Source organism: Mycobacterium sp. E3298 (assembly GCF_001666895.1).
Classification (GTDB): Bacteria; Actinomycetota; Actinomycetes; order Mycobacteriales; family Mycobacteriaceae; genus Mycobacterium.
In genome coordinates, this window is record NZ_LZJB01000443.1 from 1 (window position 1) to 17111 (window position 17111).

Below are 17111 nucleotides of genomic sequence, written 5' to 3' on the forward strand. Positions count from 1 at the left end.
TCCTCACCTGCAGTCCCGACCGGTACGACGGCGTCAAGGGCGCTCACCGCATCGATCTCAGCGCCTAGCACCGGCGCTGAGCTGCGTCGACCACACCGGACGCGGTGGCCGCCCGCAGGCCCGGCAGAATGGTGTCATGGCGGGCCGACACCGATGACGATGAACGCTAAACGGCGCCGGGTGCAGGAGAAGCTCGCGGCGTTGCCCGGTGTCCGGCCTGTGCGCCGGCCGATCTCGCCGGAGACTAGCGAGGAATTCGACCTGTACTACGTGCGCACCGGCCGCAAGTCGGCGCACCCGCTGGTCATCATCCCGGGCGGTCCCGGGGTGGCGTCGGTGCAGATGTACAAGGGGCTGCGGCGCCGCGCGGCCGCGGCCGGCCTTGACGTCATCATGATCGAACACCGCGGGGTGGGCATGTCGCGGCACGACGACTCCGGTGCGGATCTGCCTCCCGAGGCGATCACCGTGAACCAGGTCGTCGACGACATCGCCGCCGTACTCGACGATGCCCACGTCGAGACCGCCGTCATCTACGGTGCGTCGTACGGCACCTACATCGCCTCCGGGTTCGGCGTGCGCCATCCGGGCCGGGTGCGGGCGATGATCCTCGATTCGCCGCTGCTGTCGCGGCACGACATCGTGATCGTCCGCCGCGCGATTCGCAGGCTGTTGCTCAGGGGCGACAGCCCCGAAACGGCCGCGCTGGCTCCGAAAATGCGCAAACTCGTCGACGCCGGCGTGATGACGGCGGCGGCCACCCAGGTGGTCGCGACGATCTACGGTTACGGCGGAGCCGAGCTGCTGGAGCGACAACTCGACCTGCTGCTGGACGGCCGAAAGTTGCTGTGGTGGGCGCTGTCCCGGTTCGCCACCCTGAGCAACCTGCCGTACCGCTACGAGGAAGACCTGGTGAGCCGCATCGCGTTCCGCGAGCTGAACTACGCCGCCGAACCCGACGGGCTACCGCTCGACCCCGCCGTAGCGGAGCGCGAAGCACGCACGGAGACGGCCACTTTCGAGGACGAGCCCTATGACCTGGTGGCAGAGATGCCGCATTTCGGCTGGCCTACCGTGGTGGTTTCCGGCGGCCGCGATCTGATCACCCCGCCGGCGGTCGCCGAGCGCGAGGCGGCTCTGCTGCCCAACGTGGTGCTGCTGAAGCTGCCCACCATGGCGCACAGCGCGCTCGACTTCCGCGAGCCCGCCGCGATTGCCATCGCCCGAGCGGTGTGGCGGGGTGAGATCGACGCGCTCGCGGCGAGAGCGCCTGCGCTCGACGCCCTTCCGGCGCGTCCCGAGCTGCGGCTGCTGTGGAAGGCGATCGGGGTCGCCGCGACCGTGGAGGGCGCCCTGCCTATCCCGGCGCGGCTGCGTCGCGGGATCAGCCGCGCATGAATCCGATGGCGGTGTAGCGCAGGTCGCCGAGACCGGCGGCGCCGAAATTGGCCAGCGTGCTGCGCACGGCGACGTCGCCGGGGGATTGGGTCAGCGGCAGGCTGAACCCCTCGGCCCAGATGAGCTTGTCGAGGTCGTTGGCCAGGCCCCGCGCCTTGTCCGGATCGAGTTCTTCCAGCGTCCGCTCGATGGCCTCATCGATCTGGGGGCTGCCGATCTTGCCGAAGTTGCTCTCGCCGGTCGACAGGTAGATCTGGGTGAGCGACGAAAGCGGGAAAGCGTCTCCGAGCCAACCGAATTGGGCGATGTCGAAATCCCCGACGTTGATGTAGTTGGTGAAGAACCCGCTGCCGGACCGGGCCACCAGTTCGAGCTTGACGCCGATCTGCGCCAGACTGTGCTGTGCGATCTGGGCGAACTGCCGGCTGCCCTGGGCGTCATAGAACAGGTCGCGGATGACCAGCTGGCGGCCGTTCTTTTCGCGGAACTGGCCGCCCTGCTTCCAGCCCAGGGCGTCAAGCTCCCGCCGGGCGGCGTCCGGGTCGTAGGGGACCGCAGAACTGTTGTCCTGGTAGCCTTTCTGGCCCGCGACATAGATGTGGTTACCCAACGCCACCGGATCACTGGTGAGTCCGTATTGGACGACCTTGGCGATGGTGCGCCGGTCGATGCCCTTGGACACCGCGATGCGCAGCGCCTTGTCGGACAGGATCGACCCGGGCGCGCCGTTGAACGTGAAGTGGGACCACGCCGGGGCGGGGGCGCGGCGGATCGAGATTCCCTTCGTGCGCTGCGCGATGGTCAGCTGGTCGACGGTGCCGACGCCGGACGCGTCGATGGTGTTGTTCTGCAGCGCGGGCAGCCGCGCGGCGTCGTCCAGCACCAGGTAGGTGATGTTGTCCAGGCGTGGGCGGGCGCCCCACCATTTCGGATTGCGGGACAACACGATTCGCTGCGTCGTGCGGTCCAGCGACGTGACGATGAAGGGGCCGGCCGACGGGCCGGGCCCCAAGAGTTGGGCCTTGTTGAACGCCTCGGGTGTGGCCGTCATGCTCTTGGGGAACAGCATGCCGTTACCGGCGAACATGCCGCGCCACTCGGCGTACGGCTTGGCGAAGGTGACCACGGCCTGCCGGTCGTCGACACCCCGGGTGACCGACGCGACGCGGTCGGCGCCGCTGGGGCCGGCGATCTCGAATGTCTTGTCGGCGCCGCTGAGAGCGTGGATCTGGCTGGCGATGTCTTCCCAGCTGATCGGAGTGCCGTCGGACCACACGGCCCGGGGGTTGATGGTGTAGGTCACCACCTGCGGTGCGGTGCCGGTGAGTTCGACGCTGGTGAAGTAGTCGGTATCGACCGTGGTCGATCCGTCGGCGCCGAGGATGAACGCTCGCGGCAGGGTGGCCTTCATCATCGCGGCGACCTCGGCCGAATTACCGTCGATGTGTAGGACATTGAAGTTGGGCGGGAAGTCGCTGAGCGCGAGCCGAAGGCTACCGCCGTCTTGCAGGGTGGCGGGGTCTTGCGGGTTGATATCGCTGGTGCTGCCGATCTGGGCGTGCTGGCCGGTTTGCGGCGCCAAGTTGATGGCCGGCGAGCATCCGGAGATGACAAGCGCCATCGCGACGAGCGCCGTCGTGACCCGCCTAGACACGTTTGCCCGGATTCGGTTGGGGTACCGCGCCCAGCAGTCGCCGGGTGTACTCGTGCTGCGGGTTGCCGAACACTTGCCGGCTGTCGCCCTGTTCCACGATCGTGCCGGCATGCATGACCACCACCTGGTGCGCGAGGTGTTTGACGACCGAAAGGTCATGGGAGACGAAGAGGTACGACAGGGCGAACCGCTCTTGGAGGTCGAGCAGCAGGTTGATGATGCCCGCCTGGATGGAGACGTCGAGGGCGGAGACCGGCTCGTCGAGCGCCAGGATCTTCGGCTGCAGTGCCAGCGCCCGCGCGATGCCGATGCGCTGCTTCTGACCCCCCGAGAACTCGGCGGGATAGCGGGCGGCGTCGGCGCGGCGCAACCCCACGATGTCGAGCAGCTCGGCGACGCGCGCGTTGGTCTCGTCCTTACCGAAGCCGTTGGCTGACAAAGGTTCGGCGAGGAGCTCGAACACGGGCAGCCGCGGGTCCAGTGAGGCCACCGGGTCTTGAAACACCACCTGGATGTCGCGGCGCAAGGATCGCCGGTGCGACGCGCTGAGGGTCGCGACGTCGGCGCCGAGGACTTCGATCGAGCCGGATTGCGGCGCAACGAGTTCCAGGATCTCGTGCAGGGTGGTCGACTTGCCGGAACCGGACTCGCCGACGATGCCCAGGGTGCGGCCCTGCCGCAGTTCGAAGCTGACGCCGTCGACCGCGCGGACCTCACCGACGGTCCGGCGCAACACCACCCCCTTGGTCAGCTGGAACGTCTTGACCAGATCGCGCACGCGGACGATCACCGGCGAGTCGCCGGACGTCTCCCCGCGTGCGGAGGTGTTGACACCGTAGATGTCCGCGGCGGTGCGCCCGTTGACCTGGTCGGTGCGGATGCACGCCGCCCGGTGATCCACACCGACCGGCAGCAACTCGGGTTCGGCCGCGCGGCACTCGTCGACGACCAGGGGGCAGCGCGGAGCGAAGGGACAGCCCGGCTCCAGACCCACCAACGACGGCGGCGCGCCGGGGATGGGCACCAACCGGGTGCCCTGCACCGCGTCGAGCCGCGGCACCGAACCCAACAGCCCGACGGTGTAGGGCATCTGGCGATCGCGGTAGAGATCATGCACCCCCGCCGATTCGACGACGCGGCCGGCATACATCACCAGCGCCCGGTCGGCGAACTCGGCGACCACACCCAGGTCGTGGGTGATGATCAGCACCCCGGCGCCGGTGATGTCGCGCGCCGTCTTGAGCACCTCGAGGATCTGCGCCTGCACGGTGACGTCCAGCGCGGTGGTGGGTTCGTCGCAGATCAGCAGGTCCGGGTCGTTGGCGATCGCGATCGCGATCACCACTCGCTGTCGCTCACCGCCGGACAGCTCGTGCGGAAACGCGCGGGCGCGCCGTTCCGGCTGCGCGATGCCGACCAGCTCGAGCAGTTCCACCGCGCGCCGGCGCGCGGCGTTCTTGCCCACGTGCGGCTGGTGGATCTCGATCGCCTCGGCGATCTGGTCGCCAACGGTGTAGACGGGCGTCAGCGCCGACATCGGGTCCTGGAACACCATGCCGACCGTCTTGCCGCGGAAGCGTGACATCGCGTCGTCGCCGAGGCCGAGCAACTCGGTGCCGTGCAATCGCACCGAGCCGCGCACCCGCGCGTACTCGGGCAGCAGGCCCACCGCCGCCAGCGCCGAAACCGACTTGCCCGAGCCGGATTCGCCGACCATGGCCACGACTTCGCCGGGGGCGACGCGATAGCTGATGCCGCGGACCGCGGTCACCGGTTGGCCGTCCGTCGGGAAGCTGACGGCCAGGTCGGTGACCTCCAGCAGCGCGCTCACCGGGCACCACCCCGCAACATGCCGCTGCCGGGGTCGAGCGCGTCGCGCAGGCCGTCCCCGGTCACGTTGGCACACACCAGGATCAACACCAGCACGCCCGCCGGAAACAGGAAGACCCAAGGGAACGTCGTCGCGGACTGGGTGCCGTTGGCGATCAACGTGCCCAGCGAGACGTCCGGCGGCTGGATGCCGAACCCGAGGAAGCTGAGCCCGGTCTCGGCCAGGATGGCCGAGGCGACGTTGAGGGCGGCGTCGATGATCAGGATGGAGGCCACGTTGGGGACCACGTGGCGCAGGATGATGCGGCGGCTGGACACGCCCATGTACCTTGCGGCCCTGATGAATTCGCGTTCGCGCAGGCTCATGGTCATGCCGCGCACCATGCGTGAGCTGATCATCCAGCCGAATCCGGCAAGCAGCAAGACGAGCATCAGGATGTTGGCGGAGCTCTTGGTCCGCGGTGTGACGATGGCGATCAGGATGAAGCTGGGCACCACCAGCAGCAGGTCAACCAACCACATCAGCGCCCGGTCCCGCCAGCCACCGAAGTAGCCCGCGATCGAGCCGACGGTGGCGGCGATGCCGGTCGAGATGACGGCCACGCAGACACCGATCAGCATCGACTTCTGCATGCCCCGCAGGATCTGCGCCAGCAAGTCCTGGCCTAGCGCGTTGGTGCCCAACCAGTGCCGGGAATTCGGTGGTTGCAGCAACGCGTCGAAGTCGAGGTCGTCATAGGAGTACGGCAGCACCGCGGGCAGCGCGTAGCAGCCGACGAACAGCAGCACGAGCAACGTCAGCGACGCGACCGCCAACCGGTTGCGCACGAACCTGCGCAGCACCAGGGTGCGGCGCGAGGTGAACTCCGCGGCCTTTGGCGTCGGAATCCCCTGGGCGCCATCCACTTTGGCCTCGGATGTCATGACACCCGCACCCGCGGATCGAGGGCCGCGTAGAACACGTCCGAGAGCAGACCCGCCAGCAACACCACCGTGCCGGAGAACAGCGTGATCGCGGCGATGATGTAGGTGTCCTGCGTCGCGATCCCTTGCACCAGCCATTCGCCCATGCCGTGCCAGCCGAAGATCTTCTCGACGAACACCGCGCCGGTGACCAGCCCGGCGACCCCGTAGGCGAACAGGGTGGCCAGCGGGATGAGTGCCGTGCGCAGTCCGTGCTTGACCAGCGCACGCCGGCGGGTGAGCCCCTTGGCGCGCGCGGTGCGGATGAAATCCTGGCCCAGGACGTCGAGCATCGCGTTGCGTTGGTAACGGCTGTATCCGGCGGCGGCCGCCAGCGTCAGCGTGAGCGTGGGCAGGACCAGATGCCGCAACCGGTCCACCAGCTGATGCCAGACGCCGCCGCTCACGCCGGGCGAGGTTTCCCCCGTGTAGTCGAAAAGGTGCACGCCCAGAGCCCAGTTCACCCGCAGCGCGGCAAGGATCAGCAGGTTGGCGATGACGAACGTCGGGGTGCTCAGCACCAGCAGCGCCACCATCGTGACGACGCGGTCGCTGAGTCTGTACTGGCGGATGGCGCCCCAGGCCCCGGCCGCGATGCCCAGGACGGTGCCCGCCAGCGATCCGACCACCAGGAGCCGCAGGGTGACGCCGACCCGGCGCCAGAGCGTGGCACCGACGGGCTGTCCGGTGATGGTCTTGCCGAAGTCGCCGCGCACGGCGTGCGAGGCCCACTGCGCGTAGCGGATCGGTATGGGCTTGTCCAGATTGAGGGAGCGGGCCTTCGCGTCGATCACGGACTGCGGCGGCCGCGGGCTGCGCTGCAACAGGCTGTCCAGCGGCCTGAATGCGACCGACGTCAGGCAGAACGTCAGGAACGAGGCCAGGGCCAGCAGCACGACATAGTTGAGCAACCGGCGCGCCAAGAAACGAATCATCCCCGACCGCACCGCCCCTCTCGCATTGGGACAGGTTAACGAGCCGGGCCCGTACCGGCCGGGTGCGCCGACCGGATCCTTGTGATCGGGCTGATTTTCATGCGTCAATATTCGGTGGCCCGTTGTTAACATCCACCGCGGTGCTGCGACACTCCCGAGGAGGCTGACGTGACGGTTACCGAGGATTACCTGGCCAACAACGCGCAATATGCCAGCACATTCCAGGGTCCGCTGCCGATGCCGCCCGCCAAGCACGTCGCCGTCGTCGCCTGTATGGACGCCCGCCTCGACGTCTACCGCGCCCTGGGTCTCAACGAGGGCGAGGCGCACGTCATCCGCAATGCCGGCGGCGTGGTCACCGACGATGTCATCCGCTCGCTGGCCATCAGTCAGCGGCTGCTGGGAACGCGGGAGATCATCCTTATCCACCACACCGACTGCGGGATGCTCACCTTCACCGACGACGACTTCAAGCGGGCCATTCAAGAGGAGACCGGCGTCAAGCCGGCGTGGGCGGCCGAAGCCTTTCCCGACGTCGCCGAGGACGTCCGGCAGTCGTTGCGCCGCATCGAGAACAGCCCGTTCGTCACCAAGCACGAGTCCGCGCGCGGATTCGTCTTCGACGTCGCGACGGGGAAGCTCCAGGAAATCAAGGCATAGCGCTCAGCCGACCTTGTAGGTGGCGAGGGCCTTCGCCACGAGTTTGCCGTGCGCGTCGACGATCTCGGCCTCACAGTTGACCAGCGATCGGCCCCGCCGCAACACCCGGCCCACGCCGATCACGTCGCCGGCCCGGGCCGGCGCCATGAAGTCCAGCGCCATCGACACCGTCACGCCCCGAAGGTCGGGGGGTGCCTGCGCGCCGCACCATGCCGCCGCCATGACGGTGACGTCGGCGAGGGTGGCGATCGCGCCGCCGTGCACCATGTCCCCGATCGTCACGTTGGAGGGGTCCCACGGCAGCCGCAGGCGCACCTCGTGGTCGTCGAGCCGGTCGGCGACGATGCCCAGCTTCGCGACGAACGGCGATTGGGGGAGGAACTGCGCGATGACGTCGCGGCCGCTCGGTGGCGGGCCGGCGGGTGCGGAGTCGGAGGTCATCCGTTCATGCTTTCGCATCGGGCATCGGCCGGAAAAGGGTCACCGCCGGTCTTGACCCGATGCGTCGGATGGGCGTCGTCCGCGCCATGAGCGGCGCCCACTTGACAACCGTCGCCACGAACTGATGCTATAGAGGGCAAAGCTGCTAAACTTGACCGACTCTACCAGGTTTAACCGAGGAAGCCATGACCAGCGATCTGAAGGCGGGTCCCGCCGCCGGCCAGTACGAGTTGAGCCACCTGCGCTCGCTCGAGGCCGAAGCGATCCACATCATCCGCGAGGTGGCCGCCGAGTTCGAGCGGCCGGTGCTGCTGTTCTCCGGCGGCAAGGACTCGATCGTCATGCTGCACCTGGCGCTGCGGGCGTTCCGCCCCGGGCGGTTGCCGTTCCCGGTGATGCACGTCGACACCGGGCACAACTTCGACGAGGTGATCGCGACGCGCGACGAACTGGTCGCCGAACACGGCGTGCGCCTGGTGATCGCCTCGGTCCAGGAGGACATCGACGCGGGCCGCGTCGTCGAGCCGAAGCAGGGGCGCAACTCGATCCAGACCGTGACGCTGCTGCGCGCGATCCGGGAGAACAAGTTCGACGCGGCGTTCGGTGGGGCCCGCCGGGACGAGGAGAAGGCGCGGGCCAAGGAACGGGTGTTCAGCTTCCGCGACGAGTTCGGCCAGTGGGACCCGAAGGCGCAACGCCCCGAGCTGTGGAACCTGTACAACGGCCGGCACCACAAGGGCGAGCACATCCGGGCCTTTCCGCTGTCCAACTGGACCGAGTTCGACATCTGGTCCTACATCGGCGCGGAGAACATCGCGCTGCCCTCGATCTATTACGCCCACCGCCGCAAGGTGTTTCGCCGCGACGGCATGCTGCTCGCGGTCGACCGGCACATGCACCCGCGCGACGACGAGCCGGTGTTCGAAGCGACGGTGCGGTTCCGCACCGTCGGCGACGTGACCTGCACCGGATGCGTGGAATCGGAGGCCTCGACGGTGGAGGAGGTCATCGCCGAGACCGCGGTGTCCCGGCTGACCGAACGCGGCGCCACGAGGGCCGACGACCGCATTTCGGAGGCCGGCATGGAAGACCGCAAACGGCAGGGGTACTTCTGATGGCCACGCCGACGACGCTGCTTCGCCTGGCCACCGCGGGTTCCGTCGACGACGGCAAGTCCACGCTGATCGGCCGCCTGCTCTACGACTCCAAGGCCGTCATGGAGGACCAATGGGCGGCGGTGGAGCAGACGTCCAAGGAGCGCGGCCACGACTACACCGACCTCGCGCTGGTGACTGACGGTCTGCGCGCCGAGCGCGAGCAGGGCATCACGATCGACGTCGCCTACCGCTATTTCGCCACGCCCAAGCGGAAATTCATCATCGCCGACACCCCGGGCCACATCCAGTACACCCGCAACATGGTGACCGGCGCGTCAACCGCCCAGCTGGTGATCGTGCTCGTCGACGCCCGGCACGGGCTGCTGGAGCAGTCTCGCCGGCACGCCTTCCTGGCCTCGCTGCTGGGCATCCAGCACATCGTGCTTGCCGTCAACAAGATGGACCTGATCGGCTGGGACAGAGAGAAATTCGAGGCCATCCGCGACGAATTCCACGCGTTCGCCGCGCGCCTCGATGTGCACGACGTGGCCACCATCCCGATGTCCGCGCTGCACGGCGACAACGTGGTGACCAAGTCGGACCAGACGCCCTGGTACGAGGGCCCCGCGCTGCTGTCGCACCTGGAGGAGGTCTACATCGCCGGCGACCGCAACCTGGTCGACGTGCGGTTCCCCGTTCAGTACGTCATCCGGCCGCACACCCGCGAACATCAGGACCACCGTAGCTACGCGGGCACCGTGGCCAGCGGGGTCATGCGTCCGGGCGACGAAGTCGTCGTCCTGCCGATCGGCAAGACCACTCGGATCACCGCCATCGACGGGCCGAATGGTCCAGTGGAAGAGGCGTTTCCGCCGATGGCGGTTTCGATCAGCCTGGCCGACGAGATCGACATCTCGCGCGGTGATCTCATCGCCCGCACCAACAACCATCCCCGGGTCACCCAGGAATTCGACGCGACCGTGTGCTGGATGGCCGACGACGCGACGCTCGAGCCCGGCCGGGACTACGTCATCAAGCACACCACCCGCACCACCCGCGCCCGGGTGACCGGGCTGGACTACCGGCTCGACGTGAACACCCTGCACCGTGACAAGGCCGCAACGGCGTTGCAGCTCAACGAACTCGGTCGCATCTCATTGCGCACGCAGGTGCCGCTGCTGCTCGACGAGTACACGCGCAACGCCAGCACCGGGTCGTTCATCCTGATCGACCCGCACACCAACGGCACCGTGGCGGCGGGCATGGTGTTGCGGGACGTCTCGGCGCAGACGGCGAGCCCGAACACCGTGCGGCACAAGTCATCGGAGGTGGCCGAAGCCCGGCCGCGGGGCAAGACGGTGTGGTTCACCGGGCTCTCCGGTTCCGGCAAGTCGTCGGTGGCCATGCTCGTCGAGCAGAAGCTCCTCGAAAAGGGCGTCGCAGCTTACGTTCTCGACGGTGACAACCTGCGGCACGGCCTGAACGCCGACCTGGGATTCAGCATGGCAGACCGCGCCGAGAACCTGCGCCGGCTGGCGCACGTGGCGGCGCTGCTCGCCGACTGCGGCAATGTCGTGCTGGTACCGGCGATCAGCCCGCTGACCGAGCAACGTGAGATGGCGCGTAATGTGCACGCCGCCGCGGGGTTCGACTTCGTCGAGGTGTTCTGCGACACCCCGATCGAAGAATGCGAGCAGCGTGATCCGAAGGGGCTGTACGCCAAGGCGCGCGCGGGCGAAATCGCGCAGTTCACCGGCATCGACAGCCCGTATCAACCCCCGGTGAATCCCGACCTGCGGCTGACCCCGGAGCTCAGCGTCGAGGAGCAGGCGCAGAGCATCGTCGATCTGCTCGAATCGCGCGCTTAGCGCACGGCTGCGACTGATTGCCGCCGCCGGGTGGCACAATCCTCAGAGTGCGCATGTCGGCGAAGGCGGAGTACGCGGTGCGGGCCATGGTCCAGCTCGCCACGGTCCCCGACGGGACGCTGGTCAAGACCGACGACTTGGCCCAGGCGCAGGGCATTCCGCCGCAGTTCCTCGTCGACATCCTGACCAATCTGCGCACCGACCGCCTGGTGAGAAGCCATCGGGGCCGCGAAGGCGGCTACGAACTGGCCCGGCCGGGCAACGAGATCAGCATCGCCGACGTGCTGCGCTGCATCGACGGCCCGCTGGCGAGCGTGCGCGACATCGGTCTGGGGGACCTGCCCTACTCGGGGCCCACCGCGGCGCTCACCGATGTCTGGCGGGCGCTGCGCGCCAGCATGCGTTCGGTGCTGGAGGAGACGACGCTGGCTGACGTCGCCGCCAACGCGCTGCCGAAGCACGTCGCCCAATTCGCCGACGACTATCGAACACAGGAAAGCGTGCGTCACGGCACGCCCCGCGCCGGCGAATAGGCGCTAGCGCTGGCCGCCCGACCCGTAAGGGCGGGTGAGTATCTCCATGGCATGGCCCGAGGGGTCGAGGAAGTACACCCCGCGCCCGCCGTCGTTGTGGTTGATCTCGCCGGGCCGTTTGGCGCCCGGGTCCGCCCAGTGCTCGAGGCCTCGTGACTGGATCTTTCCGTAGATGGTGTCGAAATCCTCTTCGGACACCAGGAAGGCGTAATGCTGCCGCGGGATCTCCGCGCCCTCGGGAGCGTCCGCATAGTCCAGGTTGGCGCCGTGCTCGAGCTGGACAACCATGAAGTGGCCGAACGGTTTTGGGCTGGGCAGGCCGAACAATTCGGCTAGAAACGACGCGGACTCCTGCTTGTCGCGGGCGGCGACGATGGTGTGGTTGAAACTGATGGCCATAATTCCTCTTTACTCCTTGACGAGCGTGCGTGTTTGCGCGCCGACACGCCGTCTCCGCCGTCGTTCCGCGCACGTTCGCCACAACATGGCGTTCTTATTTCGGCGCCGTGAGCTCCAGGGCGATGTTGTCGGGATCGCGGAACTGCAGGATGTAGGACGGGCCGATGTCTTTCACCGGTTCGTGTGCGATGCTCAGCTCGTCGAGATGCGCTGCCGCAGAGTCTAATTCGTCCTTGCTGGCGACCCGGAACGCGATGTGGTCGAGCCCGGCGCGATCCTCGTCGAAGCGATCGGTCGCGACCGGCCGCAGCCCCAGCAGCGTGCCGCCGAGGTCGTAGATGACCCCACCGAACAGGAAGCTCAGCTGTTTGCGGGTGGCCTCGTCGGCGTTGTCGGGTACCTCCAGCAGGACCGGCCAACCGAACACGCTCTCGTAAAACTGCCGGGATCGCTCGATATCGGTGACGGTGAGGCGAACGTGCGCGATCGAACTGCTGGTGAAACCCATCTGCTCCATGCTGCCACTTGCGCCACCGAATGTTTACCGGTCATGCCAGAATCGCCGCGTGCGAACTGCGATGACGCTGCCGGTGATGGAGCCGGACTTGAATGCGGGAATTTTGGAGGACTGGGCGCGCGCGATCGACGACGGCCCGTTCTCGTCATTGTGCTGGGGCGAGCGCATCGCATTCGAGAACCCGGACAACCTCACGCTGCTGGGCGCGCTGGCCGCCTGGACGAGCCGAGTGCGGCTGCTGACGACCGTGATCGTGCCGCAGCTGCACGACCCGGTCATGCTGGCCAAGGCGCTCGCAACCGGGGACATGCTCTGCGGCGGGCGGCTGAGTGTGGGCATCGGCGTTGGCGGGCGGCACGAGGACTACCACGCCGTGGGCGCCGACCCGGCGACCCAGACCATGCGCGACATGGCCGAGCGCGTGGCCGTGATGAAGCGGGTGTGGGCCGGTGAAAAGCTCACCGAGTCGGTGCTACCGGTCGGGCCTGCGCCGGTGCAGCCCGGCGGTCCGCCGCTGTTTGTCGGCAGCATCGGCCCGAAGACCATCCGCAGCGCCGCTTCCTGGGCCACCGGGCTGGCGGGGACGACGCTGGACCTGGACGTCGCCAAACAGAACGAGCTCTTCGACGTCGCCCGCGACGCGTGGGCGCGGGCGGGCAAGGGCGAACCGCACCTGGTGACGTCGTTCTGGTTCGCGTTCGGGTCGCCCGAAGAGTCCCGAGCCCAGGTGCATCGTCATCTGCGGCGCTACATGAATTGGATACCGCCGGAATACGTCGACGCCATGGCGCCGACCACCGGCTGGGCGGGCACCGAGGACGAGCTGCTGGAAGTGCTGCGCAAGTTCGAGGCCATCGGCACCGACGAGGTACAGCTCATCCCGACGAGCTCCGACATCGACCAGCTACGCCGCGCGGCGGACGTGGCCGGCCGGCTGTAAAGGGCTTGGCCCGACGGCGGCGACCCGCAGCGCCCGGCTTCGCCGCGCTTGCGATCGCCACTAGGCCGACGCGCGCTCTTCCCCGGCGGCGGGCTGCTGCGGGGGCTGCCCCTTGCGTAGCGTCGCCATCAGCTCGCGGTAAGGCCCCACGAGATAGACCGTGTCGCCGCCGCGGAGCCAGGCGTCCCGACGCGGATGCAGCTCCACGGGCGCGTCCTGCCGGGTGATCGCGATGACGCGGGTCTGGGTGGACAGTTCGAACATCTTCAGCCCGTCGAGCTCGCTGCCGGGCGCCACATGCATTCCGCCGACCATGAAGGAGCGCTGCCCGACCGAAAAGGTGCCGAGCACCTGCAGGCCCATCGCGGCGCCGATGAACCATGGTGCGGCGAGTTCGACGGTGGATCGGACGTTCTCGAACCCGAACCGCTGCGCCACCGCGGCCCCCAGCTTCCGGTCGTACACGCGCAGCACGAGGGGAACGTCGGGCCGCACGACGTGCGGCATCACCCGCGGCCCCAGCATCTCGCGCAACACGATGCCGGTCTCGATGTTCACCATGTCGTCCTGTGTCAGCACCGCCACCGCGCGGGCGTGCTCGACGCGGGCGGCCTCCAGCGTCTTGCGCAGCGTGGCGTCGCCGAAGATCACCGGCACGTCGAGGTCGGCGGCCGTCGACAGGAAGCGGTTGTTCTCGTCACGCTCGATGACGGCCACGTCGTATCCGGCCGACCTCAGGTCGGCGACCACCCGGCTGCCGAACGAGCCGAGCCCGACGACGATGACGTGGTTGCGCAGATGGCGGGCCCGGCGGCGTCCGACCGAGTGGGCGAATCGTCGCGATATCAGCAGGTCGGCGATGAATGCGACCAGGAGCGCCGTGGTCGTCACGCCCGCGAACATCAACATGATGCTGTAGAGCCGCAGCCAGGTGGGCTGCTGAAGGAAGCTGAAGTCGCCGTACCCCACGGTCGCGATCGTCTCGGTGCTGAAGTACAGCGCGTCGAGCCACGTCATCTTCGGATTCGGCTGGTAGCAGAAGCGCAGGACCACCGTCGACCCGAGCAGCAAGCACGCCGCGGCCACGAGGGCCCGCCCGAACATCGGGTTGACGTCGTCACGCAGCGCGCGCACGCCGTCGAGTGTCCGCCGCAGCCGGGGCAGGCGGTAGCGCGTCACGGTGGGGTGCGGGACCTTGATGCCGCGGGCGGCCAGTTCGTCCGCGGTGCCGATCATCGCGGTCCAGTCACCGGCGTGGACCGCCAAATCACGGCCGGGGCACGACACCACCTCGCCCGGGGTCGCGCAGTCCTCGCCATGGATCACCGCCACCGGTGCCAGGTCACCGTAGATTTCACGCAGCGTCGCGCTGTACGGCGCCTCGGCGCCCGAGACGACGAACTCGATGCCCGCCGCCTCGAACGGGTGCACGGTGTGCGCCAGGCAGGCCTCGACGACCGAGGGCGCCGCAAGGTCGGCGACGTCCAGGATCGCTCCGGGGCGCTTGTCGGCGGCCATCGCCGTCCGCAACACGTCGTTGCCCAGCCGCGCCACCACCCGCACCCGCGGGTTGACTTTCCTTGCCAGCAACGCGATTTCGAGATTCGTCGCGTCGTCGTCACCGACGCAGATCACCGCGCGGGCGCGGGCGACTTCCGCGTGTTCGAGTTCGCCGGCGGTCCTGAGCTTGACGATGTGCACGCCGGCGTTGTTGAGCTCCTCGACGATCGTGGTCGCCAGCGCGTCGTCACCGCTGACGATGATGTGACCGCGCATGGTTACGCACCCTTCCGGGCGTACGGCATACCCACCTCTGAGACGTTGGCGTTCGTTCCTATGACTATCGGGCACCGTGCCGTTTCATGCCAGCGCGACACCGGACGCGCCAGCGGCGAGGTGAATTGCCACGAGGCCCTGCGAGGGATTCGATAGCGGTATGACGCCGCCGGAACTGCCCGGGCCGCTCGCCGCCTTGACCCGGCTCATCTCGGAACGCATCGCCGCGGCCGACTTCGCCGGGGCGTTGCCGCTGATGAACGAGCTGGTTGCCGTCTGCCGCCCGATCTTGGGGGAGCGTCACCCCAACGTCTTGGACATGAAGCTCGCGCTGGTGCACCTGCAGCTCCAAATGGGCGACCAGGCCGGCGCCTATGCCGCCCTCGAGCAGCTGGTGCCCGAGCTCGAGCAGCTGCTCGGCCGCGATCACATCACCACGTTGACCGCACGCCACATGTTCGCGGACCGGCCCCAGCGCGAGGCGCGGGCCGCGCTGGCCGAGTGGTCACAACTGCTGGCCGACGAAGAACGGGTGCTGGGGCCCGAGCATCCCACCGCGCTCACGTCCAGGGACCGGGTGGCGCAGAAGCGCAAGGAGCTCGGGGACTATGCGGGCGCCATCGCCGAGGGCGAGCGGGTCCTCGAGGCCCGCCGCCGGGTGCTCGGCGAGCACCACGAGGACACTCTGGGTATGCGCATGGCGCTGGCGCAATGGCACGGCGAATCGGTCGACGGTCCCGGCGCGGTGGCCGAGCTCGAGTCGCTGGTCGAGGTGATGCGCGAAAAGCTGGGCGATGACCACCGCCACACGCTGATCGCTCGGCACACCATCGCGCTGTGGGAGCCCGAACCGGACGACTGCCGCGACAAGGTCGCCACCTGGCAAGCCCTGGTCGACGACGAAGCGCGGGTCTTCGGCGACGACAATCCCATCACCGTCGCCGCCCGTGAGGAACTGGCCAAGTGGCGCGACCGCGCGGAGGAATACCGATGGGTGACCGAGACCCGTGATCGGGTCGAAGGGGCCATCAAGCGCCGTCTGCGTGCCAAACATCAAGCCACGCAGCGATTTTCAGACGAGGAATACCTGCGGTGCTGGCTTGCCGAGCGCGGCGCCCAATTTCCGGTATGGGCAGGCCATTACGGCGGCGACGCCGTCTGGGACTTCTCCCCGGAGTCCCTGGACGCGTTGGAAGAGCTCGTCATCCAGAAGGGCGCGACCCCAGAGCAGCTCCTCGACGAGGAGCGGAATGCGCCGTTCGTCGATGGCGCCGTGTGGTATCTCGGGGAGGTGCTGCGCCGCGGACGGTCGCTGCCGTGGCAATACACCCGCGGTGACGCGGCAGATCCCACCGTCGGCTACGTCGACGTGTTCGAAGCCCTCACCCGGGTGTTGCACTCCGTCGACCGCGGTGCCCTGCGCCGCACGTACGACCGCTTCACGGCAGCCCAGTGATACTGGGTTGGTGCCTTTCATCGAATGCGTCGCGTCCCGCGAGATCTACCGGAGCCAGTGGATGGTGCTCCGCGAAGACGACATCCGTCGCCCTGACGGCAGCCCCGGCATTTACGGGGTGGTGGATAAACCCGACTATGCGCTGGTGATGCCGTTCGACGGCCACCGCTTCCGGCTCGTCGAGCAGTTCCGGTACCCGCTCGGGGAGCGGCGGTGGGAGTTCCCGCAAGGCACCGCCCCCGGCCTGACGCACACCGAGCCTGCCGAGTTGGCCGAGCGTGAGCTGCGCGAGGAGACCGGCTTGAGCGCGACGTCGTTCGAGGTGCTGGGCCGGCTCGATGTCGCTCCGGGCATGAGCAGCCAGCGCGGCTGGGTGTTCCTGGCGACCGGGATCGTCGAGGAGGGGGAACCGGACCTCGAGCACGAGGAACAGGACCTGCGCAGCGCCTGGTTCGACCGCGACGACGTCGAGCAGATGATCCGGTCCGGGGTGATCGCCGACGCGCAGTCGATCGCCGCCTACGGCCTGTTTCTGCTGCGGCGAGCATGAACGATGCGGGGACCCGCCGGGTCCCCGCATCGTGGTGTCAGGTTTCAGGCCGAGGTGACGTACTGCGGGCAGTAGGCCGAAGCGGCGTCGACGG

General features: G+C 68.2%; 16 protein-coding genes. 8 read left to right on the plus strand and 8 right to left on the minus strand.

Annotated features, from left to right (window positions below; all coding sequences use genetic code 11):
* Nucleotides 1–153 precede the first annotated feature (153 nt).
* Nucleotides 154–1398 (plus strand): alpha/beta hydrolase, encoded by a 1245-nt coding sequence (locus A9X05_RS20735; protein ID WP_067761201.1) that lies wholly within the window; start codon nt 154–156, stop codon nt 1396–1398.
* Here A9X05_RS20735 and A9X05_RS20740 read toward each other — a convergent pair.
* The 4 genes from A9X05_RS20740 to A9X05_RS20755 are packed head-to-tail and all read right to left on the minus strand — an operon-like array spanning nt 1385 to nt 6780.
* Complete coding sequence (locus A9X05_RS20740; RefSeq protein WP_067783843.1) at nt 1385–3019, minus strand: ABC transporter family substrate-binding protein; 1635 nt, start codon at nt 3017–3019, stop codon at nt 1385–1387. The genes A9X05_RS20735 and A9X05_RS20740 overlap by 14 nt on opposite strands.
* Nucleotides 3020–3044: 25 nt before the next feature.
* Nucleotides 3045–4883 (minus strand): ABC transporter ATP-binding protein, encoded by a 1839-nt coding sequence (locus tag A9X05_RS20745; protein WP_067783845.1) that lies wholly within the window; start codon nt 4881–4883, stop codon nt 3045–3047.
* The gene (locus A9X05_RS20750) at nt 4880–5806 is read right to left on the minus strand and encodes an ABC transporter permease (RefSeq protein ID WP_067783847.1); all 927 of its coding nucleotides are present in this window, start codon (nt 5804–5806) and stop codon (nt 4880–4882) included. The genes A9X05_RS20745 and A9X05_RS20750 overlap by 4 nt, the downstream gene beginning before the upstream one ends.
* Nucleotides 5803–6780, minus strand: a complete 978-nt coding sequence (locus A9X05_RS20755; RefSeq protein ID WP_067761209.1) for an ABC transporter permease — start codon at nt 6778–6780, stop codon at nt 5803–5805. Before A9X05_RS20755 ends, A9X05_RS20750 begins: the two co-directional genes overlap by 4 nt.
* Nucleotides 6781–6948: 168 nt before the next feature.
* Here A9X05_RS20755 and A9X05_RS20760 point away from each other — a divergent pair, with 168 nt between their 5' ends.
* Nucleotides 6949–7440, plus strand: a complete 492-nt coding sequence (locus A9X05_RS20760) for a carbonic anhydrase (protein WP_067275944.1) — start codon at nt 6949–6951, stop codon at nt 7438–7440.
* A gap of 3 nt (nt 7441–7443) precedes the next feature.
* Here A9X05_RS20760 and A9X05_RS20765 read toward each other — a convergent pair whose 3' ends face one another.
* Nucleotides 7444–7881, minus strand: a complete 438-nt coding sequence (locus A9X05_RS20765) for a PaaI family thioesterase (protein ID WP_067761215.1) — start codon at nt 7879–7881, stop codon at nt 7444–7446.
* 185 nt (nt 7882–8066) lie between these two features.
* Between A9X05_RS20765 and cysD the strand changes: the two genes are divergently transcribed.
* From cysD to A9X05_RS20780, 3 genes are read left to right on the plus strand one after another with little or no spacing between them, the layout of a single operon-like run.
* On the plus strand, nt 8067–8996 hold the full coding sequence (gene cysD, locus A9X05_RS20770; RefSeq protein ID WP_067783849.1) for a sulfate adenylyltransferase subunit CysD: 930 nt from the start codon (nt 8067–8069) through the stop codon (nt 8994–8996).
* Nucleotides 8996–10846 (plus strand): adenylyl-sulfate kinase, encoded by a 1851-nt coding sequence (gene cysC / locus A9X05_RS20775; protein ID WP_067761224.1) that lies wholly within the window; start codon nt 8996–8998, stop codon nt 10844–10846. Before cysD ends, cysC begins: the two co-directional genes overlap by 1 nt.
* 47 nt (nt 10847–10893) lie before the next feature.
* Nucleotides 10894–11379: an RrF2 family transcriptional regulator gene (locus A9X05_RS20780; protein ID WP_067275957.1), complete on the plus strand. Its 486-nt coding sequence runs from the start codon at nt 10894–10896 to the stop codon at nt 11377–11379.
* Between the two features lie 3 nt (nt 11380–11382).
* Here A9X05_RS20780 and A9X05_RS20785 read toward each other — a convergent pair whose 3' ends face one another.
* Nucleotides 11383–11778 (minus strand): VOC family protein, encoded by a 396-nt coding sequence (locus A9X05_RS20785; protein WP_067783851.1) that lies wholly within the window; start codon nt 11776–11778, stop codon nt 11383–11385.
* Between the two features lie 94 nt (nt 11779–11872).
* Entirely contained in the window at nt 11873–12286 is a 414-nt protein-coding gene (locus A9X05_RS20790; protein WP_067761247.1) for a VOC family protein, read from the minus strand.
* 70 nt (nt 12287–12356) lie between these two features.
* Between A9X05_RS20790 and A9X05_RS20795 the strand changes: the two genes are divergently transcribed.
* Nucleotides 12357–13235, plus strand: a complete 879-nt coding sequence (locus A9X05_RS20795) for an LLM class flavin-dependent oxidoreductase (RefSeq protein WP_067761229.1) — start codon at nt 12357–12359, stop codon at nt 13233–13235.
* A gap of 60 nt (nt 13236–13295) precedes the next feature.
* Here A9X05_RS20795 and A9X05_RS20800 read toward each other — a convergent pair whose 3' ends face one another.
* On the minus strand, nt 13296–15011 hold the full coding sequence (locus A9X05_RS20800; protein WP_067783853.1) for an NAD-binding protein: 1716 nt from the start codon (nt 15009–15011) through the stop codon (nt 13296–13298).
* Between the two features lie 160 nt (nt 15012–15171).
* Here A9X05_RS20800 and A9X05_RS20805 point away from each other — a divergent pair, with 160 nt between their 5' ends.
* Both A9X05_RS20805 and A9X05_RS20810 read left to right on the plus strand, forming a co-directional pair.
* On the plus strand, nt 15172–16467 hold the full coding sequence (locus A9X05_RS20805; protein ID WP_067783855.1) for a tetratricopeptide repeat protein: 1296 nt from the start codon (nt 15172–15174) through the stop codon (nt 16465–16467).
* A gap of 61 nt (nt 16468–16528) precedes the next feature.
* Complete coding sequence (locus A9X05_RS20810) at nt 16529–17017, plus strand: NUDIX domain-containing protein (protein ID WP_231969136.1); 489 nt, start codon at nt 16529–16531, stop codon at nt 17015–17017.
* Nucleotides 17018–17111: the final 94 nt, after the last annotated feature.